Origin of the sequence: Variovorax sp. UMC13, assembly GCF_014170375.1 — a bacterium.
GTDB lineage: Bacteria > Pseudomonadota > Gammaproteobacteria > Burkholderiales > Burkholderiaceae_C > Variovorax.
The window spans coordinates 64,773-87,562 of sequence record NZ_LZZW01000017.1; the positions used below are offsets into that span (position 1 = coordinate 64,773).

Consider the following 22,790-nt stretch of genomic DNA (forward strand, 5'->3'; position numbering starts at 1 on the left):
GCCATGCTCGCACCCCGCGCGGACCGGCGACTTCGCTCGCTGCTGGACGCCGCCGACACGCCGCTCACGCTGGGCGAGCTGGTCGACGGCGGCTTCGACCCTCTCCCATTGCCCGGCACGGGCCGCACGCTCGAGCGCTGGCAGATGCTGGCGGCCGTCGCGGCGCACGACCTGTCGCTGGTGAAGCTGTTCGAGGGCCACACCGATGCCCTCGCCATCATGTACGAATTGGGCGCGCCGCCGGCCCCGCCGGGCAGCCGCTGGGGCACCTGGTGCGCCGAGCCGCCGGACGCGCGGGTCGCGCTGAGCCTGCAGCCCGACGGCAGTTGCCGGTTGTCCGGCAGCAAGGCCTGGTGTTCCGGCGCCCACAGCATCACGCATGCGGTGATCAGCGCCTGGAACGAGGCCGGCGAACCCTGCCTGGCGGCCATCGAGCTCGACCAGGCGCGCGTCACGGTCGGTGACCATGGCTGGCAGGCGGCCGGCATGGCCGCTGCGCGCACTGTCGACGTCCACCTCGACGCGGCCATCGCAACGCCGGTCGGCCGGCCGGGAGACTATGTCGCACGGCCCGGCTTCTGGCACGGCGGGGCCGGCATCGCGGCCTGTTGGTACGGCGGCGCCGCGGGCATCGCCGAGATGACACGCCAGCGCTGCGGCCCGCGCCCCGACGCCCATCGGCTGGCGCACCTCGGTGCCATCGACGTGGCCCTGGCCGGTGCTGCGGCCGTGCTGCGCGAGACCGCGGCCTGGATCGATGCCTGGCCGCAAGCCAGCGCCCAGGTGCCGGCCCAGCGTGCGCGCCTGGTGGTCGAAGCCGCCGCCACCGAGGTCATGGTCCACGCGGGCCGTGCCCTCGGTGCCGCCCCGCTGTGCCGCGACGCGCGTTTCGCGCAGGCCATGGTCGACCTGCCCATCTTCCTGCGCCAGAGCCATGCCGAACGCGACCTGGCGGCCCTCGGAGGTGCGCTGCTGCCGCCGGCGGAGGCGCCATGGTCGCTGTAGCCGAACGGGCCATCGAAGGCCAGGGCACGCCCGAGATCGACTGGCTGCCCTGGCTGGCGCAGCAGGCGATGGTGGAAGTCGATGCCGAACGGCTCGTGCCGCCGGGGCACCGCGCGGTGGTCGTCGCGCCGCACCCCGACGACGAGGTGCTGGCCGTGGGCGGCCTGCTCGCGCAGCTGGGCGCGCTGCAGCGCCCGATGCTGATCGTCGCGGCCACCGACGGCACGGCCAGCCATCCGGCCTCGATCCTCTGGCCACCGCACCGCTTGGCGACCGAGCGGCCGCTGGAGAGCCGCCGCGCTTGGCAGACGCTGGGGCTGGACATCGATCGCAGCACCGAAGTCCGCCGCCTGGGCTTCGACGACGGCGGCTTGATGCGCCAGCGCGGACCGCTGGCCCGCCAGGTCGCCGCGCTGCTGCGACCGCGTGACGTGCTCTTCACCACTTGGCGGCACGACGGCCACCCCGACCACGAGGCCACGGGCCAAGCCTGCGCCGCGGCCGCAGCCTGCACCGGCGCCCGCCTGATCGAGGTGCCGGTCTGGGCCTGGCACTGGGCGGTGCCGGGCGACACCCGGCTGCCCTGGGGCCGGGCCCTACGGCTGGGGCTCGACGCAGAGGCCGCGCGCGCAAAGCGCGAGGCGGTGAACGCCTTCACCAGCCAGTTGGAGAGCGACCCTTCGACCGGCGCGGGCCCGATCCTGCGCGGCACCACGGTGCAGCGCGCGCAGCGCCCCTTCGAGGTCTTCTTCCCATGAGCACCGGGACGCCGACCCGCCAGGCCGCTGGCGCCGACGACCGTCTTGCCTACTTCGAGACCCTCTATGGCGACAGCGACGACCCCTACGGCCTGCGCACCCGCTGGTACGAAGAACGCAAGCGTGCGTTGCTGCTCGCGGCCCTGCCCCACCGGCGCTACGCCAGCGTCTACGAACCCGGCTGCGGCGCGGGCGAACTGACGGTGGCGCTGGCCGCACGCTGCGACCGGGTGCTGGCCAGCGATTTCAGCCCGCAGGCGCGGGCGTCCGCAGAGGCGTGCACCGCCGCGCTGCCCAACGTGCGCATCGCGGCCCATGCGTTGCCGCAGGATTTTCCGCACGCCGAAGGACCTTTCGACCTGGTGGTCGTCAGCGAGCTGGGCTACTTTCTCACCGAAGACGCGATGCAGACGCTGGCGCGCTGCTGTGCCGATGCGCTGAGCGCGGACGGCGTGCTCGTAGCCTGCAACTGGCGTCCCGATTTCGAGGCCCGCGTGCTGGCCACCGACGCGGTGCACCGCGCCTTCGCCACCACCGGCCTCACGCGCACCGTGGCCCACACCGAGAGCGACTTCGTGCTCGACGTCTGGTGCCGCGACCCGCGCTCGGTGGCCCAACGCGAAGGCATCCGGTGATCGGCGTCGTCGTTCCCGCGCACGACGAGGAAGCGCACATCGCAGACACCGTGGCCTGCCTGCGCGCTGCCAGCGTCCATCCGGCGCTGCAGGGCGAGGCGGTGCAGTTGCTGATCGTGCTCGACAGCTGCAGCGACGCCACCGGCGCGATCGCGCGCTGGCAGGGTGCGCGCACCATCGCCGTGTCGGCGCGCAACGTGGGCCAGGCGCGTGCCGCCGGCGCCCAGCAACTGCTCGACGAAGGCGCGCGCTGGCTGGCCTTCACCGACGCCGACACCCACGTCTCGCCCGACTGGCTGGTGCGCCAGCTCGAGCTCGGTGCCGATGCGGTCTGCGGCTCGATCGGCGTCGACGACTGGAGCGTGCACGGCCACCATGCCGAATCGCTGCGCGCGCATTTCGCCCGCACCTACACCGACGCCGACGGCCACCGCCACATCCACGGCGCGAACCTGGGCGTCTCGGCCGCGGCCTATGTGCGTGCCGGCGGCTTCCGCGCGCTGGCCTGCAGCGAGGACGTGGCGCTGGTCGAGGCGCTGCAGGCCTCGGGCGCGCGCATTGCCTGGAGTGCCGCGCCGCGCGTGTCGACCAGCGCGCGAGCCGATGCGCGGGCGCGCGGCGGCTTCGGCGACACGCTGCTGGCCGTCATCGCCGCGGGGCTGTCCGCGGCCGTGGTGCCGCCGTTGATCACCGAAGCGCCGGCCCCATGAAAAAGGCCCGCCGAAGCGGGCCTTGATCTGGCAGTCAGTGGGATCAGGCGGTCACGCCGTCGGCCACGTTCTGGTATTCCTCGATCTTGTCGAAGTTCAGGTACTGGTAGATCTGGGTGCTGGCCGCGTCCAGCACGCCCACGCTCGCCATGTACTCTTCCTTCGTCGGGATGCGACCGAGACGCGAGCAGATCGCGGCCAGTTCGGCCGAGCCCAGGTACACGTTGGTGTTCTTGCCCAGGCGGTTGGGGAAGTTGCGCGTGCTGGTCGACATCACGGTCGCGCCTTCGCGCACCTGCGCCTGGTTGCCCATGCACAGCGAGCAGCCCGGCATTTCGGTGCGGGCGCCGGCATTGCCGAACACGCCGTAGTGGCCTTCCTCGGTGAGCTGCTGCGCGTCCATCTTGGTCGGCGGCGCGATCCACAGCTTGACGGGGATGTCGCGCTTGCCTTCGAGCAGCTTCGATGCGGCACGGAAGTGGCCGATGTTGGTCATGCACGAACCGATGAACACTTCGTCGATCTTCGCGCCGGCGACGTCGGACAGCGTCTTCACGTCGTCCGGGTCGTTGGGGCAGGCGCAGATCGGCTCGTGGATGTCGGCCAGGTCGATCTCGATCACGGCCGCGTAGTCGGCGTCGTCGTCGCCCTTGAGCAGCTGCGGGTCCTTGAGCCAGGCTTCCTGTGCGGCGATGCGGCGGGCCAGCGTGCGGGCATCGGCGTAGCCTTCGGCGATCATCCACTTCATCAGCGTGATGTTGCTGTTGATGTACTCGATGATCGGTTCCTTGTTCAGGTGCACCGTGCAGCCGGCGGCCGAGCGTTCGGCCGAGGCGTCGCTCAGTTCGAAGGCTTGTTCGACCTTCAGGTCGGGCAGGCCTTCGATTTCCAGGATGCGGCCCGAGAAGATGTTGACCTTGCCCTGCTTGGCGACGGTCAGCAGGCCGGCCTTGATGGCGTACAGCGGGATCGCGTTGACCAGGTCACGCAGGGTGACGCCGGGCTGCATCTGGCCCTTGAAGCGCACCAGCACCGATTCGGGCATGTCCAGCGGCATCACGCCGGTGGCGGCCGCGAAAGCCACCAGGCCGGAGCCGGCCGGGAAGCTGATGCCGATGGGGAAGCGCGTGTGGCTGTCGCCGCCGGTGCCGACGGTGTCGGGCGTGAGCAGGCGGTTGAGCCAGCTGTGGATCACGCCGTCGCCCGGGCGCAGCGAGACGCCGCCGCGGTTGGCCATGAAGTCCGGCAGCTCGTGGTGCATCTTGACGTCGACCTTCTTCGGGTACGCCGCCGTGTGGCAGAACGATTGCATGACGAGGTCGGCCGAGAAGCCCAGGCAGGCCAGGTCCTTCAGTTCGTCGCGCGTCATCGGGCCGGTGGTGTCCTGCGAGCCGACCGAGGTCATCTTGGGTTCGCAGTACGTGCCCGGGCGCACGCCCTGGCCTTCGGGCAGGCCGCAGGCGCGGCCGACCATCTTCTGCGCGAGCGAGAAGCCCTTCTTGGTGTCGACCGGGCTGGTCGGCAGGCGGAACAGCGTCGACACGGGCAGGCCCAGCGCTTCACGCGCCTTGGCCGTCAGGCCGCGGCCGATGATCAGCGGGATGCGGCCGCCGGCGCGCACTTCGTCGAACAGCACGTCGCTCTTCACGCTGAACTCGGCGATGACCTGGCCGTCCTTGAGGGCCTTGCCTTCGTAGGGACGCAGCTCGACCACGTCGCCCATGTTCATCTGCGTCACGTCGAGCTCGATCGGCAGCGCGCCCGAGTCTTCCATCGTGTTGTAGAAGATCGGGGCGATCTTGCCGCCCAGGCAGACGCCGCCGAAGCGCTTGTTCGGCACGAAGGGGATGTCTTCGCCGGTGAACCACAGCACCGAGTTGGTCGCGCTCTTGCGCGACGAACCCGTGCCGACCACGTCGCCGGCGTAGGCCACGAGGTGGCCGCGCGCGCGCAGGTCCTCGATGAACTTCACCGGGCCGCGCTTGCCGTCTTCTTCGGGCACGATGCCGGGGCGCGCGTTCTTGTGCATCGCCAGCGCGTGCATCGGGATGTCGGGACGGGTCGTCGCGTCGGGCGCGGGCGACAGGTCGTCGGTGTTGATCTCGCCGGCCACCTTGAAGATGCTGACCGTGATGCTCTGGGGCACTTCGGGGCGGCTGGTGAACCACTCGGCATCGGCCCAGCTCTGCAGCACGCTCTTGGCGTTGGCGTTGCCCTTGTCGGCCTTTTCCTTGACGTCGTGGAACTGGTCGAACATCAGCAGCGTCTTCTTCAGGCCTTCGGCCGCGACGGCGCCGACTTCGGCATCGTCGAGCAGGTCGATCATCGGGCTGATGTTGTAGCCGCCGAGCATGGTGCCGAGCAGTTCGGTGGCGCGCGCACGCGACAGCAGCAGGCTCTTCTCGGTGCCATGCGCCACGGCCGCCAGGTAGCTGGCCTTGACCTTGGCGGCATCGTCCACGCCGGCCGGCACGCGGTGCGTGAGCAGGTTGAGCAGGAACTCGCCGTCGTTCGCCGTGGCGGACTTCATCAATTCGATCACTTCACCGGTCTGCTTGGCGGTGAGGGGCAGGGGCGGGATGCCGAGCGCGGCGCGCTCTGCGACATGGTCAACGTAGGCTTGCAACATCTTCTTGATTCTCCGGAAACGGGTACGACGGGGGCGGCTGCGGGGGACAGCCTTGGCCTTTGCTTCTTCTTACTTCTTGACGGCGCCGCTGGTCGGCGCGTCGGCACCCTCGAACAGGCTCTTCGGCGGGTTGATCTTGAGCTCCGCGGACATCGCGACCTGGGCCGGCGCCTGGCAGTCGTCGGCCAGACGCAGGCCCTGCTTCTGGTTCATGAGCATCGACTTGTTGCCCAGCTGGAGCCACATCGCGCCGGCGCGCGGGTCTTCGAGGCGGATCGCGCCGGTGCGGCTTTCGACCGGGTGCATGCGGTACTTGGCGCCCTTGGTCGAGACGGTGAAGAAGCCGGGCTTGCTCTCGTCGGCGGTCACGGTCACGTCGGCGCCCAGTTCGCACTGGATCTTGCCGGTGTGCACGCGACCGGCGACGGCCAGGTCGGCCTCGTTCAGCGTGACGTCGGTGCTGGTGTCGATCGGCGTGACTTCCTCGACGGCCTTGGCGGCGCGGCGGGTCACCTGGGGCTTCTTCTTGGGCGCAGGCTTCGCGGCGGGCTTGGCCGCAGCCTTGGCCGCGGGCTTCGCGTCCGTGCTGCTCTGGGCGGTGGCGGCCAACGGGAGCGCCAGGATGGCGGCGGCAATCAGTGCGAGGGTCTTGGTCATCGGGTGTTCCTTGGAGGAGCTGTTGTCTTAGGTGTTCGGGGAAGAAGGCGAGAACCAGACCTGTGCCTCGGGGGGCAGCACACGGCCTGTGGCATGGGCGCGCTCGAGCACCTGCCAGAAATGGCGGTAGCTCGCACGATCATGGAGCGCGCCGTCGATGCTGACCGGCGCCCAGGACTGGCGCACCGCCGCATCGACGATGCGCGTGGCCTGTTCGATCTGGCCTTCCCCGGGCGCGAAGGCCTCGAGGATCGGGCGGATCTGGCTGGGATGGATGCTCCACATGCGGGTGTAGCCGAACTCGGCGGCAGCCCGCTTCGCCGCGGCACGCAGGGCCTCGACGTGGCTGAATTCGGTGACGACGCAGTGCGACGGCACCTTGCCGTGGGCGTGCGCGGCCGAGGCGATCTCGAGCTTGGCGCGCACCACCAGGGGATGGCTGAACTGCCCTTCGACGCCCATGCCCTCGGCCGGGATCGCACCGGCGTGGGCCGAGACGAAATCCATGAGGCCGAAACTCAGCGACTGGACACGCGGATGGGCCGCGATGGCGAAGGCGTTGTGCACCGCCAGCGGCGATTCGATGAGCACGTGCAGCGGCAGCATCGAAGCGCCGGCGGCGTCGAGCGCGGCCACGGCGCGGGTCACGTCGGCCAGCGACTCGACCTTGGGCACCATCAGGTGGCTCAGGCGCGCGCCCGCGCGGCCGGCGATGGTGGCGATGTCGGCCTCGAAGGCGGCGTGGTCGACCGGGTGCACGCGCACGCCGACCCGCATCGCGGGGGCCGAGGCCAGGGCCAGCTCGGTGACGAGCTGCCCGTGATCGGCTTCGCCGCCCACGGGGGCGCCGTCTTCGCAGTCGAGGGTGACGTCGAACACGCAGGCCCCGAACTCCGCGGCCATCTCGGCCTGGAGCACGAGGCTCTTCTTCATGCGTGCTTCGACGCCGCTGTAGTGGTCGCAGACCGGCAGCAGCACCGCGCCGGCCTGGGCGCCGAGCAACACGTCGCGCGGATGCTGGGAGACAGCGGTCATGCAGTGATCAGGTCGGGCGCTTTGCGCGGCGCCCAGGTCGCGGTGTCACTCGCGTCGAAGCGAGCCTGCGGGCAGCGACGGTCATCGAGCAGAGGATTACGGTCGGACATGGGGGATGGGGCTCCTGGCGCCGCCGAAGCACGGCGCGCACAGCGCGCGACGTGCCCGACGGCCGGGGGTTTACAGCAGGTGGGCGACGCCGGCCTGCTCGTCGGTCAGTTCCTTGAGCGTCTTGTCGATGCGTTCCTGGCTGAAGGCGTCGATGTCCAGGCCTTCGACGATCTTGTATTCGCCGTTCTCGGTGGTGACCGGGAAGCCGAACATCACGTCCTTGGGGATGCCGTACTGGCCGTCCGACGGGATGCCCATCGTGACCCACTTGCCGTTGGTGCCCAGGGCCCAGTCGCGCATGTGGTCGATGGCGGCGTTGGCAGCCGAGGCGGCCGACGACAGGCCGCGGGCTTCGATGATCGCGGCACCGCGCTTGCCCACGGTGGGCAGGAAGGTGTCGGCGTTCCAGACCTGGTCGTTGATCAGGTCCTTGACGCTCTTGCCCGCCACGGTGGCGAAGCGGTAGTCGGCGTACATCGTGGGCGAGTGGTTGCCCCAGACGGTGAGCTTCTCGATGTCGGCCACGGCGGTGCCGGTCTTGGCGGCGATCTGGCTCAGCGCGCGGTTGTGGTCCAGGCGCAGCATGGCGGTGAAGTTCTTGCGCGGCAGGTCCGGTGCGCTCTTCATCGCGATGTAGGCGTTGGTGTTCGCGGGGTTGCCCACCACCAGCACCTTGACGTTGCGGCTGGCGACGGCGTTGAGCGCCTTGCCCTGGGCGGTGAAGATCGCGCCGTTGACGGCCAGCAGCTCGGCACGTTCCATGCCCGGGCCGCGGGGACGCGAACCGACCAGCAGTGCGTAGTCGGCGTCCTTGAAGGCCACCAGCGGGTCGCCGGTCGGGATCACGCCGGCCAGCAGCGGGAAGGCGCAGTCTTCGAGCTCCATGATCACGCCCTTGAGTGCCTTCTGGGCCTTCTCGTCGGGGATCTCGAGCAGTTGCAGGATGACGGGCTGGTCCTTGCCGAGCATTTCGCCGGAAGCGATGCGGAACAACAGGGCGTAACCGATTTGGCCGGCGGCACCGGTGACGGCGACGCGAACAGGCTTTTTGCTCATGGGAAAGACTCCAGAAGATGGTGAAAACGGCGGCGGCAAGCTCGGGCGGCTGCCGAGGCCCCGCGGAAGGCAAAGCCGGGGGCGGAACCGGCGCACATTTTAAGCCGAATCGAGATTCGGAGCACGAACGTCTTATGTCTTATATAAGATACGGCCCCTGCGCAGACCGCGCAGCGCGCCCCACGCCATGAATACGCCCCTCCTCACCGACACGGCCACGCCGTCCTTCAGTCCGCTCTACCAGCAGATCAAGACCCTGATCCTGCAGAGCCTGCAGGCGGGCGAATGGAAGCCGGGCGAGCCGATTCCCAGCGAGATGGACCTGGCCGCGCGCTTCCGCGTGAGCCAGGGCACGGTGCGCAAGGCCATCGACGAACTGGCGGCCGAGAACCTGGTGGTGCGCCGCCAGGGCAAGGGCACCTTCGTCGCCACCCATGCCGAACAGCATGTGCAGTACCGCTTCCTGAAGCTGGTGCCCGACAGCGGCGACATCAACACCGAAGGGCCGGCCGAACGTACCATCGTCGATTGCCGCCGGCTGCGCGCCTCGGCCGACGTGGCGCGCGCGCTGGCGCTGCGTTCGGGCGATGCCGTGCTGCAGGTGCGGCGCGTGCTGGCCTACCGCGGCGTGCCCACCATTTTGGAAGACCTCTGGCTGCCCGGCCTGCCCTTCAAGGGCCTCACGGCCGAACGGCTGCGGGCCTCGCGCGGGCCGATGTACGCGATGTTCGAGACCGAATTCGGCGTGCGCATGGTGCGCGCCGAGGAAAAGATCCGCGCCGTGCTGCCCGACGCCGAACAGGCCGCGCTGCTGGACGTCGCCGCGGGGATCCCGCTGCTGAGCGTCGAACGCCTGGCCCACACCTACCACGACACCCCGATGGAGTTGCGCCGGGGGCTCTACCGCACCGATACGCACCACTATCGCAACGAACTCGGATGAAAAAAACCGCCATGCAGTCCGTGGAAGCGCCTTTCGGCGCGGTCTTCCGGCCCTTCGCCGCCCGAGCATCCCACCAATCCAGTGCGATGACACGGAGCCGACTGCGGCCCGATGGTGCATTGCAATAGAATTTTGCGTTGTTTGCATTTCGCCAAAGAACAAGCCGTCCCCTCGAAAAAGCAACGAAAGCCCCCATGACCGAGCTTGCTAACTCACCCCGTCCGCCGCGACGCCAGTTCCGCAACATCAATGCCTTCACCGACCTGACCACCTATCGGCTGCCGCCGGCGGGCATCGTGTCGATCCTGCACCGCGTGAGCGGCGCATTGATGTTCCTGCTGCTGCCCTTCATCATCTGGATGTTCGACACCTCGGTGTCCTCCGAGATTTCCTTTGCCCGCTTCAAGGCCGTCTTCAACGTCGGCGTCGGCTTCGCGCCGGGCTGGTTCTTCAAGCTGGTGGCACTGGCCCTGATCTGGGCCTACCTCCACCACTTCATCGCCGGCCTGCGCCATCTGTGGATGGACGTGAGCCATGCCGCGGTGACCAAGGAATTCGGCAAGAGCTCGGCCATCGGCACGCTGGTGATCAGCATCGCGCTGACGCTGGTGCTCGGCGCCAAGCTGTTCGGCCTGTATTGAAAAGAGAGCTCCAAAAATGTCTGTGAACTACGGATCCAAGCGCATCGTCGTCGGCGCGCACTACGGACTTCGCGACTGGCTCAGCCAGCGCGTGACCGGCGGCCTGATGGCCCTCTTCACGATCATCCTGCTCGCGCAGGTGCTGTTCTCGCGCGGCCCGATCGGCTACGACACCTGGGCCGGCATCTTCTCGGCGCAGTGGATGAAGGTGCTCACCTTCGTCGTGATCGCCTCGATCCTCTACCACGTGTGGGTCGGCATGCGCGACATCTGGATGGACTACGTCCAACCGGTCGCCATCCGCCTCGCCCTTCAAATCTTCACCATCGTCTGGCTTGTCGGTTGCGCGGGTTGGGCCATTCAAGTGCTCTGGAGGCTCTGAACTCAACATGACCGCATACACCAAAGACCAAATCACCAAGCGCAAGTTCGACGTCGTCATCGTGGGCGCCGGCGGCTCCGGCATGCGCGCCTCGCTGCAACTCGCACGCGCCGGCCTCAACGTGGCCGTGCTCTCGAAGGTGTTCCCGACCCGCTCGCACACCGTCGCCGCACAAGGTGGCGTGGGTGCCTCGCTCGGCAACATGAGCGAGGACAACTGGCACTACCACTTCTACGACACGATCAAGGGTTCCGACTGGCTCGGCGACCAGGACGCGATCGAGTTCATGTGCCGTGAAGCCCCGAAGGTGGTGTACGAGCTCGAGCACTTCGGCATGCCCTTCGACCGCAACCCTGACGGCACGATCTACCAGCGTCCCTTCGGCGGCCACACGGCCAACTACGGCGAGAAGCCGGTACAGCGCGCCTGCGCCGCGGCCGACCGCACCGGCCACGCGATGCTGCACACGCTCTACCAGAAGAACGTCGAGGCCCGCACCCAGTTCTTCGTCGAATGGATGGCGCTGGACCTGATCCGCGACGCCGAAGGCGACGTGGTCGGCGTGACCGCGCTGGAAATGGAAACCGGCGACCTGCACATCCTGCAGGCCAAGACCGTGCTGCTGGCCACCGGCGGTGCCGGCCGGATCTTCGGTGCTTCCACCAACGCCTTCATCAACACCGGTGACGGCCTGGGCATGGCCGCGCGTTCGGGCATCCCGCTGCAGGACATGGAGTTCTGGCAGTTCCACCCGACCGGCGTGGCCGGCGCGGGCGTTCTGCTGACCGAAGGCTGCCGCGGCGAAGGCGCGATCCTGCTGAACAGCAATGGCGAACGCTTCATGGAGCGCTATGCGCCCACGCTGAAGGACCTGGCACCGCGCGACTTCGTGTCGCGCTCGATGGACCAGGAAATCAAGGAAGGTCGCGGCTGCGGTCCCAACAAGGACTACATCCACATGAAGCTCGACCACCTGGGCGCGGAGACCATCCACAAGCGCCTGCCTTCGGTCTACGAGATCGGCATCAACTTCGCGAACGTCGACGTCACGAAGGAACCGATTCCCGTGGTGCCCACCATCCACTACCAGATGGGCGGCATCCCGACCAACATCAACGGCCAGGTCGTGATCCAGCGCGGCGAGGAACACAGCCTCGCGGTGAACGGCCTCTACGCCGTGGGCGAATGCTCCTGCGTGAGCGTGCACGGCGCCAACCGCCTGGGCACCAACTCGCTGCTCGACCTGCTGGTGTTCGGCCGCGCGGCCGGCAACCACATCGTGCAGTTCAACGACAAGCTCAAGGAACACAAGCCGCTGCCGGCCGATGCGGCCGACCGCACGCTGGAGCGCCTGAACCAGCTCGAAGCCTCGACCAGCGGCGAGTACGCCCAGGACGTGGCCGGCGAGATCCGCGCCGTGATGCAGCAGCACGCGGCCGTGTTCCGCAAGCAGGCCTCGATGGACGAAGGCGTGGTCAAGATCGCCGCCGTGCGCGAGCGCGTCAAGGCCATCACGCTCAAAGACAAGTCGCGCGTGTTCAACACCGCGCGCATCGAAGCGCTGGAAGTCGACAACCTGATCGAAGTCGCGCAGGCCACCATGGTCTCGGCCGCGGCCCGCACCGAATGCCGCGGCGCCCACACGGTCGAGGACTACGAGCGTCCGGCGGACGACCCGGTCGCGCCGCTGGGCCGCGACGACAAGAACTGGATGAAGCACACGCTGTGGCACAGCGAGAGCAACAGCCTCACCTACAAGCCGGTCCGGCTCCAGCCCCTGACGGTCGACTCCGTGCCGCCCAAGGTCCGCACGTTCTAAGCGTGCAAGTACAGAACATCACAAGGTCATCACGATGAAGCGCACATTCCAGATCTACCGCTACGACCCGGACAAGGACGCCAAGCCGTACATGCAGACCATCGAGGTCGAACTCGACGGCCACGAGCGCATGCTGCTCGACGCGCTGATGAAGCTCAAGGCGCAGGACCCCACGCTGTCGTTCCGCCGCTCGTGCCGCGAAGGCGTCTGCGGCTCCGACGCGATGAACATCAACGGCAAGAACGGTCTGGCCTGCCTGACCAACATGAACACGCTCAAGGGCACCGTGGTGCTCAAGCCGCTGCCGGGCCTGCCGGTGATCCGCGACCTGATCGTGGACATGACGCAGTTCTTCAAGCAGTACAACTCGATCAAGCCGTACCTGCAGAACGACGACGTGCCGCCCGAGAAGGAACGCCTGCAGAGCCCCGAAGAGCGCGAAGAGCTCGACGGCCTCTACGAGTGCATCCTGTGCGCGAGCTGCTCGACCAGCTGCCCCAGCTTCTGGTGGAACCCCGACAAGTTCGTCGGTCCGGCCGGCCTGCTGCAGGCCTACCGCTTCATCGCCGACAGCCGCGACCAGGCCACGGCCGAGCGCCTGGACAACCTCGAAGACCCGTACCGCCTGTTCCGCTGCCACACGATCATGAACTGCGTCGACGTGTGCCCGAAGAACCTGAACCCCACCAAGGCCATCGGGAAGATCAAGGAACTGATGGTGCGCCGCGCCATCTGACCTGTTGGACACCCCGCCCGCCATGACACAGGTCGACGCACTCGATACACCGCTCGGCGAGCGCCACTTGAGCAAGCTCAAGTGGCGTTGCCGACGCGGCCTGCTGGAAAACGACCTGTTCATCGCGCGCTTCTTCGAGCGGCATGAATCTGGCATGACCGAGCGCCAGGCGCAGGCCATGGAAACCTTGATGGATCTGTCGGATCACGATCTGATGGATCTCTTCATGCGGCGCACCGAGCCCGACCCGGCCTGGGCCGACGCCGACGTGGTGGACCTGCTGCGACTGCTGCGCGTCTGAGCGCTGCGCCACAGGTTCATGCTTCCCCGAACATTCATCTTTTGAGAAAGAAAGTCGAAATGAAAGCTTCCGAGACCAAAGCCACCCTATCGTTCAGCAACGGCGGCAACAGCGTCGACCTGCCGGTGTACAAGGGCACCGTGGGTCCCGACGTGATCGACATCCGCAAGCTGTACGCACAGACCGGCATGTTCACGTACGACCCGGGCTTCATGTCGACCGCGGCATGCCAGTCCTCGATCACCTACATCGACGGCGACAAGGGTGAGCTGCTGTACCGCGGCTACCCCATCGAGCAGCTCGCGACCAACTGCGACTTCCTGGAAACCTGCCATCTGCTGCTGTACGGAGAACTGCCGGACGCGACGAAGAAGGACGAGTTCACCAAGCTCGTGACCAACCACACGATGGTCAACGAGCAGATGCAGTTCTTCCTGCGCGGCTTCCGCCGTGATGCCCACCCGATGGCCATCATGACCGGCCTGGTCGGCGCCCTGTCGGCCTTCTATCACGACAGCACGGACATCAACAATCCGAAGCACCGCGAGATCGCCGCGATCCGCCTGATTGCGAAGATGCCCACGCTGGTGGCCATGGCGTACAAGTACACGGTGGGCCAGCCCTACATGTACCCGAAGAACGACCTGAGCTACGCCGGCAACTTCCTGCACATGATGTTCGCCACGCCGTGCGAAGAGTACAAGGTGAACCCGGTGCTCGAGCGCGCGCTCGACCGGATCTTCATCCTGCACGCCGACCACGAGCAGAACGCCTCGACCTCGACCGTGCGCCTGTGCGGCTCGTCGGGCACCAACCCCTTCGCGGCCATCGCGGCCGGCGTGGCCTGCCTCTGGGGCCCAGCCCACGGCGGCGCCAACGAAGCGGCGCTCAACATGCTCTACGACATCCAGAAGGCTGGCGGCGTGGAGAAGATCGGCGACTTCATCAAGCAGGTCAAGGACAAGAACTCCAACGTCAAGCTCATGGGCTTCGGTCATCGTGTCTACAAGAACTACGATCCGCGCGCCAAGCTGATGCAGGAAACCTGCAAGGAAGTGCTGGCCGAACTGGGCCTGGAAAACGACCCGCTGTTCAAGCTGGCCATGGCGCTCGAGAAGATCGCCCTGGAAGACGAATACTTCGTGTCGCGCAAGCTCTACCCGAACGTCGACTTCTACTCCGGCATCGTGCAACGCGCCATCGGCATCCCGGTGCCGCTGTTCACCGCGGTGTTCGCGCTGGCCCGCACGGTCGGCTGGATCGCCCAGCTCAACGAGATGATCGGCGACCCGGAATACAAGATCGGCCGCCCGCGCCAGCTGTTCGAAGGCTCGGTCCAGCGCGACGTGAAGCCCATCGCCCAACGCTGAGCCTGCGCTCGCGACCTGGAAGAAGCTGCCTGCGGGCAGCTTTTTTGCGTCTTGGCTTACATGAAATTCTCCAGCGATTGTTAACTTGGGCATCGGAGGGTGACTCCACATTCGATCCCGTTAACAACTGCTTTCAACACTCCAAGGAGTTCTGTCATGAAGAAACTAGCCGCACTGATCGCCGTCACGTTCGCATTCGCCGTGCCCCTGGCCGGCTGCAACACCGTCAAGGGCGCAGGCCAGGACATCCAGAAGGGTGGCGACAAGCTCGAGGACGCAGCGAAGAAGCGCCAGTAAGCCGACCCGGCCGAAGCACGCGAAGCGGGCCCTGGGCCCGCTTTTTCATGGGCGGCGCATCGTGGGCAGGCAACCTGGCCATCGCGGATCACGATGGCGGAGGAATTTTCCCTATAGGACAATAGCCGTCCCACCATCTTCCAGCACGATGCCCCGCCGTGACCGCGTCCGAACGCACCTTTGCCCGCCGTATCGACCTCACTTCGCTCCAGCTCTTCGTGGCGGTGTGCGAGCTGGGCAGCATCGGCCGTGCGGCGGAGCGCGAGTTCATCGCGGCCTCGGCCATCAGCAAGCGGCTGTCGGACCTGGAGTCGGCGCTGGGCACGCCGCTGCTCTACCGCCACACGCGCGGCGTCGACCTGACGCCCGCGGGCGAGAGCCTGCTGCACCACGCCCGCTCGGTGCTCTACAGCTTGGAGAAGATGCAGGGCGAGCTCAGCGAATACGCCGACGGCGTGCGCGGCCATGTGCGGGTGCACGCCAACATCTCGGCCATCGTGCAGTTCCTGCCCGAGGACCTGGGCGCCTTCCGGCGCGACCATGAAGAGATCAAGATCGACCTCGAGGAGCACCTGAGCGCAGAGGTCCAGCGCGCGGTGCACGAGGGCGCGGCCGACCTGGGCATCTGCTACCTGTCCGACGGCGCGAGCGAGCTCCAGAGCCTGTCGTACCGCCACGACCGCCTGGTGCTGATCGTGCCGCTGGGCCATGCGCTGGCCGAACGGGCCGAACTCGCTTTTGCCGATTCGCTGGAATACGACCACGTCGGCCTGCACACCAACAGCTCGATCTACGTCGCGACGCGGCAGGCCGCGCTGGACGCGGGCCGCAGCATCAAGCTGCGCATCCACGTGACCGGCCTCGACGCCATGTGCCGCATGATCGAGAACGGCCTGGGCATCGGCGTGATGCCGGGCCATGCCTTCGAACTCATGCGCGGCGGCATCGGGCGCCGGCTCACCAGCATCGCGCTGAGCGACCCCTGGGCGCGGCGCGAGATCCGGCTGGTGGCGCGCGACTTCTCCACCCTGCCGGTGGCGGCGCGCTCGCTGGTCGCGCACCTGCAGGCCTCGGGCGCCGCCAACGAAGGCCTCGCGCTTGCGGCCTGACACCACCCACGCACAGACAACAGCATCCCCCACGAAAGAAGACGACCATGGCACGCACGCTCTACGACAAGATCTGGGACGAACACGTCGTCCACACCGAGGACGACGGCACCGCGATCCTCTACATCGACCGCCACCTGGTGCACGAAGTGACCAGCCCGCAAGCCTTCGAGGGCCTGCGCGAGGCCGGCCGCAAGCTGTGGCGCATCAGCTCGGTGGTGGCCACGGCCGACCACAACACGCCCACCACCGGCTGGGAGCGCGGCTACGAAGGCATCGCCGACCCGACCAGCAAGGAGCAGGTCACCACGCTGGACCACAACATCGCCGAGTTCGGCGCCGCCGCCTTCTTCCCCTTCCTGAGCAAGCGCCAGGGCATCGTGCACGTGATCGGCCCGGAGAGCGGCGCCACGCTGCCGGGCATGACGGTGGTCTGCGGCGACTCGCACACCTCCACCCACGGCGCCTTCGGCGCGCTGGCGCACGGCATCGGCACCAGCGAGGTCGAGCACGTGATGGCCACGCAGACGCTGCTGGGCAAGAAGGCGAAGAACATGCTGGTGAAGGTCGAGGGCAAGCTGCCGCTGGGCTGCACCGCCAAGGACATCGTGCTGGCCATCATCGGCAAGATCGGCACCGCCGGCGGCACCGGCTACACCATTGAATTCGCGGGCTCGGCCATCCGTGATCTGAGCATGGAAGGCCGGATGACGGTCTGCAACATGGCCATCGAGGCCGGCGCGCGCGCCGGGCTGGTGGCGGTCGACGAGAAGACCATCGCCTACGTCAAGGGCCGCCCGCTCGCGCCCACGGGCGTGGAATGGGAGCATGCGGTGGCCTACTGGCGCACGCTGCAGTCCGACCCGGGCGCGAAGTTCGACGCCGTGGTCGAGCTCGACGCCGCGACCATCCCGCCGCAAGTGACCTGGGGCACCTCGCCCGAGATGGTGGTCGAGATCACCGGCCGCGTGCCCGATCCCGACAAGGAAAAGGACGCCAACAAGCGCGGCGCCATCGAGCGCGCGCTGGTCTACATGGGCCTGGAGCCCAACAAGGCCATGAACGACATCTTCATCGACAAGGTGTTCATCGGCTCATGCACCAACAGCCGCATCGAGGACATGCGCGAAGCCGCCGCAGTGGTGAAGAAGCTGGGCCAGAAGGTCGCCAAGAACGTCAAGCTCGCGATGGTCGTGCCCGGCTCGGGCGTGGTGAAGGAACAGGCCGAGCGCGAAGGCCTCGACCTGATCTTCAAGGCCGCGGGCTTCGAATGGCGCGAGCCCGGCTGCTCGATGTGCCTGGCGATGAACGCCGACCGGCTCGAGCCCGGCGAGCGCTGTGCATCGACCAGCAACCGCAACTTCGAAGGCCGCCAGGGCGCGGGTGGCCGCACCCACCTCGTGAGCCCGGCCATGGCCGCCGCCGCCGCGGTGCACGGGCATTTCGTCGACGTGCGCACCTTCGCCTGAACACCAGAGAGACCGACATGCAGAAATTCACCGTGCACCAAGGCCTCGTGGCCCCGATGGACCGCGAGAACGTCGACACCGACGCGATCATTCCCAAGCAGTTCCTCAAGTCGATCAAGAAGACCGGCTTCGGCGTGAACCTGTTCGACGAATGGCGCTACCTCGACACCGGCTTCCCGGGCCAGGACCCGGCCAGCCGCAAGCCCAACCCCGACTTCGTGCTGAACCAGCCGCGTTACGCCGGCGCCTCGGTGCTGCTGGCACGCAGGAACTTCGGCTGCGGCTCGTCGCGCGAGCACGCGCCGTGGGCGCTCGACCAGTACGGCTTTCGCGCGATCATCGCGCCCAGCTACGCCGACATCTTCTTCAACAACAGCTTCAAGAACGGCCTGCTGCCGATCGTGCTGTCCGAAGCCCAGGTGGCGCAGCTGTTCGACGAGGTCTTTGCCTTCCCCGGCTACCAGCTGACCATCGACCTGGAGCGCCAGGTGGTGGTCAAGCCCGACGGCCAGGAGTTCGCCTTCGACGTGCAGGCCTTCCGCAAGTACTGCCTGATCAACGGCCTCGACGACATCGGCCTCACGCTGCGTCACAAGGACAAGATCAAGGCCTTCGAGGCCGAACGCCTGGCGCAGAAGCCCTGGCTCGCGCACACCATGCTGGCCAACGCCTGAGCGTCGCCCTCCTCATCTCTCTCCACAAGCAACGACAAAATGAAAATCGCAGTTCTCCCAGGTGACGGCATCGGCACCGAAATCGTGGCGGAAGCCGTCAAGGTGCTCCACGCGCTCGACCTGAAGTTCGAGATGGAAACGGCCCTCGTCGGCGGCACCGCCTACGACGCGCACGGCCATCCGCTGCCCGACGCCACGCTCAAGCTGGCCAAGGAATCCGACGCGGTGCTGTTCGGCGCCGTGGGCGACTGGAAGTACGACACGCTGGAGCGCCAGTTCCGCCCCGAGCAGGCGATCCTGGGCCTGCGCAAGAACCTCGGCCTGTTCGCCAACTTCCGTCCGGCCATCTGCTACGAGCAGCTGGTGGCGGCCTCGAGCCTCAAGCCCGAGCTGATCGCCGGCCTGGACATCCTGATCATCCGAGAGCTGACCGGCGACATCTACTTCGGCCAGCCGCGCGGCCGCCGCACCGCCGTCGACGGCCACTTCCCCGGCGCCGAGGAAGCCTTCGACACGATGCGCTACTCGCGCCCCGAGGTCGAACGCATCGCGCGCGTCGCCTTCGAGGCCGCACGCAAGCGCAGCAAGCGCGTGACCAGCGTCGACAAGGCCAACGTGCTCGAGACCTTCCAGTTCTGGAAGGACATCGTCACGGAAGTGGGCAAGGAATATCCGGACGTCGAACTCGATCACATGTACGTCGACAACGCGGCCATGCAGTTGGTCAAGGCGCCGAAGAAGTTCGACGTGGTGGTCACCGGCAACATGTTCGGCGACATCCTGTCGGACGAAGCGGCCATGCTCACCGGCTCGATCGGCATGCTGCCCTCGGCCTCGCTCAATTCGAGCAACCAGGGCCTGTACGAACCCAGCCACGGCAGCGCGCCGGACATCGCCGGCAAGGGCGTGGCCAACCCGCTGGCGACCATCCTGAGCGCCGCGATGATGCTGCGCTACTCGCTGAACCAGGAAGAAGCGGCCCAGCGCATCGAGACGGCCGTGAAGAAGGTGCTGGCCCAGGGCCTGCGCACGCCCGACATCTACAGCGCCGGCACCACCAAGGTGGGCACGGTGGAGATGGGCGATGCCGTGCTGAAGGCGCTGTAAGCCGCCTCGCGCCCTGCCGCGCGGCCCGAGGGCGGTGTGGCAGGGCCCGCGGTTCAGCCCGGAATCTCGGGCTCGACCAGCTGGGCGAGCTGCGCCAGCGACTCCTGCCAGCCCAGGTAGCACATCTCCACCGGAATCACCTCCGGAATCCCCTCCTGCACGATGCTCAGCTCGGTGCCGCCCAGCACGGCCTTGAGCGTCACCGTCACCTGCAGTTCGCCCGGCAGGTTCGGGTCGTCGAAGCGGTCCGTGTAGCGCAGGCGCTCGTTCGGCACCAGTTCCAGGTACTCGCCACCGAAGCCATGCGCGTTGCCGGTGGAGAAGTTCTGGAAGGACATCTTGAAGCGGCCGCCCACCTTCGGCTCGAAGTGGTGGACCTTGCAGACGAAGCCGTAGGGCGGCAGCCACTTGGCCATGGCGTCGGCGTCGAGGAAGGCGCGGTAGACCTTCTCGGGCCTGGCCTTGAGGATGCGATGCAGTCGGACGGTACCGGTGGACATGGGCGGATCTCCTGGCGGGGTCTGGATGGGTTGGCATTCATACACCATCCGGCGCGCATCCGCTACAATGCCCGCCATGTTTGCCGCCCGTCCGTTCATCCTGAACCCAGCATCCGCCGCCCCGGCCGATGTGGCCGTGCGCGCAATCATCATCAAAACCACGACCATTAAGGGCTGATCCAGCCTGGTTCGTCGTGCGCCCTCCTCCGGCCCTGACGAGCCGGGCCCCTCAGCCGTTGCTGACCGCGGGAATATTTACTTTTTGAAGGGCGTTGACATGAGCAAGTTGGTGGGCCTCGTCGGCTGGCGCGGCATGGTGGGTTCGGTCCTGATGGACCGCATGGTGGCCGAGGGTGACTTCGGTCTGATCGAGCCGGTCTTCTTCTCGACCTCCAATGCCGGCGGCAAGGCGCCGGCGATGGCCAAGAACGAGACCACGCTCAAGGACGCGCACGACATCGACGCGCTGAAGAAGTGCGACATCGTGATCACCGCGCAAGGCGGCGACTACACCAGCGAAGTTTTCCCCAAGCTGCGCGCCGCCGGCTGGAACGGCCACTGGATCGACGCCGCCTCGACGCTGCGCATGAACGACGACGCGGTCATCGTGCTGGACCCGGTCAACCTGCCCGTGATCCAGAACGCGCTCGCCAAGGGCGGCAGGAACTGGATCGGCGGCAACTGCACCGTCAGCTGCATGCTGATGGGCGTGGGCGCGCTGTACAAGGCCGGCCTGGTCGAGTGGATGACCAGCATGACCTACCAGGCGGCTTCGGGCGGCGGCGCGCAGCACATGCGCGAACTGCTGACCCAGTTCGGCACCCTCAACGCCGAAGTGCGCCCGCTGCTCGACGACCCCAAGTCGGCCATCCTCGAGATCGACCGCAAGGTGCTGCACAAGCAGCAGAACCTGTCGGCCGCCGAGACCGCCAACTTCGGCGCCCCGCTGGGCGGCTCGCTGATTCCCTGGATCGACAAGGACCTGGGCCTGGGCAAGCGCCAGGACGACGCCGAATGGGGCATGTCCAAGGAAGAGTGGAAGGGCGGCGCCGAGACCAACAAGATCCTCGGCCAGGGCGCGGGCTTCGGCACTGCGGCGACGCCGGTCGACGGCTTCTGCGTGCGCATCGGCGCCATGCGCTGCCACAGCCAGGCCCTGACCTTCAAGCTCAAGAAGAACGTGCCGCTGGCCGACATCGAGGCGCTGATCGCCAACGACAACGCCTGGGCCAAGGTGGTTCCGAACACCCGCGAAGCGACCGTCAAGGACCTGACGCCCGTGGCCGTGACCGGCACCATGGACATCCCGGTCGGCCGCATCCGCAAGCTGGCGATGGGCCCCGAGTACGTCGGCGCCTTCACCATCGGCGACCAGCTGCTGTGGGGTGCCGCGGAGCCCCTGCGCCGCATGCTGCGGATCCTGCTGGAGGCATGACGCCGACGCGGGCCGGTGGGCCCGCATGGGGGTACGTTGCTTCATCGCAACGACTCGGCGGCACCGAAGTTGGTGCGCACTGGGTCGAACGGGCCTGTCGCCTTGTCAGTGCCTGTTGATGGTGTTAACGTCCCCTTACACTTTTGGGCCGCGGTGCCCTCCTTAGCATGACAAGACTTCCGTTGCCTGCGGCCCGCGTTCTGGCCACCCGCCCGCCCCGGATGCTGCCCGGCCGGGCGCCGTTGTCCGCGCTGGGCGCGGCCATGGTGCTGGCCCTGGGCGGCGTGGCACTCGACGCGCAAGCCTTGTCGCTGGGCCGCATCACGGTGCAGTCGGCGCTGGGTGAACCGCTGCGCGCGGAGATCGACGTCACGGAGATCAGCGCCGCCGAGGCCGAGGGCCTGCGGGTCAACGTCGGATCGCCGGAGACCTTCCGCACCGCCGGCGTGCCCTACAACAGCGCGCTGTCGGACGTGCGCAGCACGCTGCAGCGGCGTGCCGACGGCCGCTACGTGGTGCGCCTGAGCAGCAACCGCTCGATCTCCGATCCCTTCATCGATCTGGTGATCGAAGCCAACTGGGGCTCGGGCCGGATCACGCGCGACTACACGGTGCTGCTGGACCCGCCCAGCAGCCGCCCATCCGCTGCCGCGGCCGCCATGGCGCCGACGCCAGCCCAGATCACGCCACCCGCGGCAGCGCCGCAGGCCGTGGCGCCGCGTCCGCGCCCGGCCACCGCCGCCGTGGTCGCCCCTCCATCGCCTCCCGCTGCACCTGTCGAACCGGCACGCACGGCCGCGAGCGGCGGCGGCGCCGGTGGCCAGGTCACGGTCCGCACCGGCGACACCGCGAGCAAGATCGCCGGCGCCTACAAGCCGGCCGAGGTCTCGCTCGACCAGATGCTGGTGGCGCTGCTGCGCGCCAACCCCAATGCCTTCATCAACGGCAACGTGAATCGGGTGCGCGCCGGCGCGGTGCTCGACCTGCCGAGCGCCGCACAGGCCACGGCCACGCCCGCCGCCGAAGCACGCCGCACCGTGATCGCCCAAAGCCGCGACTTCGGCGACTACCGGCGCCGGCTGGCCGACAACGCGCCCAGCGCCAAGGTCGCGAGCGCCGATCGCCAGGCCACCGGCAAGCTGCAGGCCAACGTCCAGGACCGCAACGCCGTCGCGGCCTCGCCCGACAAGCTGACCATCGCGCAGGCCCGCGCCGCCGACGACAAGCTGGCCCAGGCGCGCCAGGCGCAGGAGAGCAACGCCCGCTTGGCGGAACTCTCCAAGAACATCAGCGAGCTGAACAAGCTGCAGGGCGGCGCGGCGGCGCCCGCACCGGCTGGCAACGCGGCATCGGCCGTCGCGCCAGCGGCTGCAGCCACGGCAAGCACCGCCGCGGCCACCGCTCCCGCGGC

General features: G+C 67.8%; 23 protein-coding genes. 18 read left to right on the top strand and 5 right to left on the bottom strand.

Annotation, left to right across the window (positions count from 1 at the left end):
• Window positions 1-3 precede the first annotated feature (3 nt).
• The 4 genes from A9977_RS14615 to A9977_RS14630 are packed head-to-tail and all read left to right on the top strand — an operon-like array spanning window position 4 to window position 3,108.
• Window positions 4-1,005: an acyl-CoA dehydrogenase gene (locus A9977_RS14615; protein ID WP_183025584.1), complete on the top strand. Its 1,002-nt coding sequence runs from the start codon at window positions 4-6 to the stop codon at window positions 1,003-1,005.
• Window positions 993-1,763 carry a PIG-L deacetylase family protein gene (locus tag A9977_RS14620; protein WP_183025585.1) on the top strand — a complete coding sequence of 257 codons (771 nt, stop codon included), beginning with the start codon at window positions 993-995 and terminating at the stop codon, window positions 1,761-1,763. The genes A9977_RS14615 and A9977_RS14620 overlap by 13 nt, the downstream gene beginning before the upstream one ends.
• Window positions 1,760-2,398, top strand: coding sequence for a class I SAM-dependent methyltransferase (locus A9977_RS14625; RefSeq protein WP_183025586.1), 639 nt, complete (start codon window positions 1,760-1,762; stop codon window positions 2,396-2,398). The genes A9977_RS14620 and A9977_RS14625 overlap by 4 nt, the downstream gene beginning before the upstream one ends.
• Window positions 2,395-3,108 (top strand): glycosyltransferase, encoded by a 714-nt coding sequence (locus A9977_RS14630; RefSeq protein ID WP_183025587.1) that lies wholly within the window; start codon window positions 2,395-2,397, stop codon window positions 3,106-3,108. Before A9977_RS14625 ends, A9977_RS14630 begins: the two co-directional genes overlap by 4 nt.
• A gap of 43 nt (window positions 3,109-3,151) precedes the next feature.
• On the opposite strand, the gene A9977_RS14635 is transcribed toward A9977_RS14630, so the two are convergent.
• From A9977_RS14635 to A9977_RS14650, 4 genes are all read right to left on the bottom strand, one after another.
• Complete coding sequence (locus A9977_RS14635) at window positions 3,152-5,737, bottom strand: bifunctional aconitate hydratase 2/2-methylisocitrate dehydratase (protein ID WP_183025588.1); 2,586 nt, start codon at window positions 5,735-5,737, stop codon at window positions 3,152-3,154.
• A 69-nt stretch (window positions 5,738-5,806) separates the two neighbouring features.
• Window positions 5,807-6,394 carry a hypothetical protein gene (locus tag A9977_RS14640; protein WP_183025589.1) on the bottom strand — a complete coding sequence of 196 codons (588 nt, stop codon included), beginning with the start codon at window positions 6,392-6,394 and terminating at the stop codon, window positions 5,807-5,809.
• Between the two features lie 27 nt (window positions 6,395-6,421).
• On the bottom strand, window positions 6,422-7,429 hold the full coding sequence (locus tag A9977_RS14645) for a CoA ester lyase (RefSeq protein WP_183025590.1): 1,008 nt from the start codon (window positions 7,427-7,429) through the stop codon (window positions 6,422-6,424).
• 180 nt (window positions 7,430-7,609) lie between these two features.
• Entirely contained in the window at window positions 7,610-8,596 is a 987-nt protein-coding gene (locus tag A9977_RS14650; RefSeq protein ID WP_183025591.1) for a malate dehydrogenase, read from the bottom strand.
• Between the two features lie 187 nt (window positions 8,597-8,783).
• Between A9977_RS14650 and A9977_RS14655 the strand changes: the two genes are divergently transcribed.
• The 12 genes from A9977_RS14655 (at window position 8,784) to leuB (ending at window position 19,444) form a co-directional block, all read left to right on the top strand.
• Window positions 8,784-9,539 (top strand): GntR family transcriptional regulator, encoded by a 756-nt coding sequence (locus tag A9977_RS14655; protein ID WP_183025592.1) that lies wholly within the window; start codon window positions 8,784-8,786, stop codon window positions 9,537-9,539.
• A 194-nt stretch (window positions 9,540-9,733) separates the two neighbouring features.
• Window positions 9,734-10,180, top strand: a complete 447-nt coding sequence (sdhC, locus tag A9977_RS14660; RefSeq protein WP_183025593.1) for a succinate dehydrogenase, cytochrome b556 subunit — start codon at window positions 9,734-9,736, stop codon at window positions 10,178-10,180.
• A gap of 16 nt (window positions 10,181-10,196) precedes the next feature.
• On the top strand, window positions 10,197-10,562 hold the full coding sequence (gene sdhD / locus A9977_RS14665) for a succinate dehydrogenase, hydrophobic membrane anchor protein (protein WP_183025594.1): 366 nt from the start codon (window positions 10,197-10,199) through the stop codon (window positions 10,560-10,562).
• Window positions 10,563-10,569: 7 nt separating this feature from the next.
• The gene (gene sdhA / locus A9977_RS14670; RefSeq protein ID WP_183025595.1) at window positions 10,570-12,381 is read left to right on the top strand and encodes a succinate dehydrogenase flavoprotein subunit; all 1,812 of its coding nucleotides are present in this window, start codon (window positions 10,570-10,572) and stop codon (window positions 12,379-12,381) included.
• Window positions 12,382-12,415: 34 nt separating this feature from the next.
• Window positions 12,416-13,117 (top strand): succinate dehydrogenase iron-sulfur subunit, encoded by a 702-nt coding sequence (locus A9977_RS14675; protein ID WP_183025596.1) that lies wholly within the window; start codon window positions 12,416-12,418, stop codon window positions 13,115-13,117.
• Window positions 13,118-13,139: 22 nt separating this feature from the next.
• Window positions 13,140-13,418 (top strand): succinate dehydrogenase assembly factor 2, encoded by a 279-nt coding sequence (locus tag A9977_RS14680; protein ID WP_183025597.1) that lies wholly within the window; start codon window positions 13,140-13,142, stop codon window positions 13,416-13,418.
• A 59-nt stretch (window positions 13,419-13,477) separates the two neighbouring features.
• Entirely contained in the window at window positions 13,478-14,788 is a 1,311-nt protein-coding gene (gltA, locus tag A9977_RS14685) for a citrate synthase (protein ID WP_183025598.1), read from the top strand.
• Between the two features lie 156 nt (window positions 14,789-14,944).
• Window positions 14,945-15,085, top strand: coding sequence for an entericidin A/B family lipoprotein (locus A9977_RS14690; RefSeq protein ID WP_183025599.1), 141 nt, complete (start codon window positions 14,945-14,947; stop codon window positions 15,083-15,085).
• Window positions 15,086-15,243: 158 nt separating this feature from the next.
• Window positions 15,244-16,194 carry a LysR substrate-binding domain-containing protein gene (locus A9977_RS14695; protein ID WP_183025600.1) on the top strand — a complete coding sequence of 317 codons (951 nt, stop codon included), beginning with the start codon at window positions 15,244-15,246 and terminating at the stop codon, window positions 16,192-16,194.
• 47 nt (window positions 16,195-16,241) lie between these two features.
• Complete coding sequence (gene leuC / locus A9977_RS14700) at window positions 16,242-17,663, top strand: 3-isopropylmalate dehydratase large subunit (RefSeq protein ID WP_183025601.1); 1,422 nt, start codon at window positions 16,242-16,244, stop codon at window positions 17,661-17,663.
• Between the two features lie 17 nt (window positions 17,664-17,680).
• A complete protein-coding gene (gene leuD / locus A9977_RS14705; protein ID WP_183025602.1) occupies window positions 17,681-18,337 on the top strand; it encodes a 3-isopropylmalate dehydratase small subunit in 657 nt (218 codons plus the stop codon).
• A 39-nt stretch (window positions 18,338-18,376) separates the two neighbouring features.
• The gene (leuB, locus tag A9977_RS14710; RefSeq protein ID WP_183025603.1) at window positions 18,377-19,444 is read left to right on the top strand and encodes a 3-isopropylmalate dehydrogenase; all 1,068 of its coding nucleotides are present in this window, start codon (window positions 18,377-18,379) and stop codon (window positions 19,442-19,444) included.
• Window positions 19,445-19,497: 53 nt separating this feature from the next.
• Here the strand turns inward: leuB and A9977_RS14715 are convergent, their stop codons facing one another.
• On the bottom strand, window positions 19,498-19,944 hold the full coding sequence (locus tag A9977_RS14715; protein WP_183025604.1) for an SRPBCC family protein: 447 nt from the start codon (window positions 19,942-19,944) through the stop codon (window positions 19,498-19,500).
• A 277-nt stretch (window positions 19,945-20,221) separates the two neighbouring features.
• Here A9977_RS14715 and asd point away from each other — a divergent pair, with 277 nt between their 5' ends.
• Together asd and A9977_RS14725 are read left to right on the top strand one after the other, a co-directional pair.
• Window positions 20,222-21,379: an aspartate-semialdehyde dehydrogenase gene (gene asd, locus A9977_RS14720; RefSeq protein WP_183025605.1), complete on the top strand. Its 1,158-nt coding sequence runs from the start codon at window positions 20,222-20,224 to the stop codon at window positions 21,377-21,379.
• 221 nt (window positions 21,380-21,600) lie between these two features.
• The coding region (locus A9977_RS14725; protein ID WP_310936139.1) for a FimV/HubP family polar landmark protein at window positions 21,601-22,790 on the top strand (1,190 nt) is incomplete at its 3' end.

Excerpts from the sequence above, each read along its gene's own strand:
- A9977_RS14615 (WP_183025584.1), top strand. The coding sequence starts at position 4 with ATGCTCGCACCCCGCGCGGACCGGCGACTTCGCTCGCTGCTGGACGCC.
- A9977_RS14620 (WP_183025585.1), top strand. The coding sequence starts at position 993 with ATGGTCGCTGTAGCCGAACGGGCCATCGAAGGCCAGGGCACGCCCGAG.
- A9977_RS14625 (WP_183025586.1), top strand. The coding sequence starts at position 1,760 with ATGAGCACCGGGACGCCGACCCGCCAGGCCGCTGGCGCCGACGACCGT.
- A9977_RS14635 (WP_183025588.1), bottom strand. The coding sequence starts at position 5,737 with ATGTTGCAAGCCTACGTTGACCATGTCGCAGAGCGCGCCGCGCTCGGC.
- A9977_RS14640 (WP_183025589.1), bottom strand. The coding sequence starts at position 6,394 with ATGACCAAGACCCTCGCACTGATTGCCGCCGCCATCCTGGCGCTCCCG.
- A9977_RS14645 (WP_183025590.1), bottom strand. The coding sequence starts at position 7,429 with ATGACCGCTGTCTCCCAGCATCCGCGCGACGTGTTGCTCGGCGCCCAG.
- A9977_RS14650 (WP_183025591.1), bottom strand. The coding sequence starts at position 8,596 with ATGAGCAAAAAGCCTGTTCGCGTCGCCGTCACCGGTGCCGCCGGCCAA.
- A9977_RS14655 (WP_183025592.1), top strand. The coding sequence starts at position 8,784 with ATGAATACGCCCCTCCTCACCGACACGGCCACGCCGTCCTTCAGTCCG.
- sdhC (WP_183025593.1), top strand. The coding sequence starts at position 9,734 with ATGACCGAGCTTGCTAACTCACCCCGTCCGCCGCGACGCCAGTTCCGC.
- sdhD (WP_183025594.1), top strand. The coding sequence starts at position 10,197 with ATGTCTGTGAACTACGGATCCAAGCGCATCGTCGTCGGCGCGCACTAC.
- sdhA (WP_183025595.1), top strand. The coding sequence starts at position 10,570 with ATGACCGCATACACCAAAGACCAAATCACCAAGCGCAAGTTCGACGTC.
- A9977_RS14675 (WP_183025596.1), top strand. The coding sequence starts at position 12,416 with ATGAAGCGCACATTCCAGATCTACCGCTACGACCCGGACAAGGACGCC.
- A9977_RS14680 (WP_183025597.1), top strand. The coding sequence starts at position 13,140 with ATGACACAGGTCGACGCACTCGATACACCGCTCGGCGAGCGCCACTTG.
- gltA (WP_183025598.1), top strand. The coding sequence starts at position 13,478 with ATGAAAGCTTCCGAGACCAAAGCCACCCTATCGTTCAGCAACGGCGGC.
- A9977_RS14690 (WP_183025599.1), top strand. The coding sequence starts at position 14,945 with ATGAAGAAACTAGCCGCACTGATCGCCGTCACGTTCGCATTCGCCGTG.
- leuC (WP_183025601.1), top strand. The coding sequence starts at position 16,242 with ATGGCACGCACGCTCTACGACAAGATCTGGGACGAACACGTCGTCCAC.
- leuD (WP_183025602.1), top strand. The coding sequence starts at position 17,681 with ATGCAGAAATTCACCGTGCACCAAGGCCTCGTGGCCCCGATGGACCGC.
- leuB (WP_183025603.1), top strand. The coding sequence starts at position 18,377 with ATGAAAATCGCAGTTCTCCCAGGTGACGGCATCGGCACCGAAATCGTG.
- A9977_RS14715 (WP_183025604.1), bottom strand. The coding sequence starts at position 19,944 with ATGTCCACCGGTACCGTCCGACTGCATCGCATCCTCAAGGCCAGGCCC.
- asd (WP_183025605.1), top strand. The coding sequence starts at position 20,222 with ATGAGCAAGTTGGTGGGCCTCGTCGGCTGGCGCGGCATGGTGGGTTCG.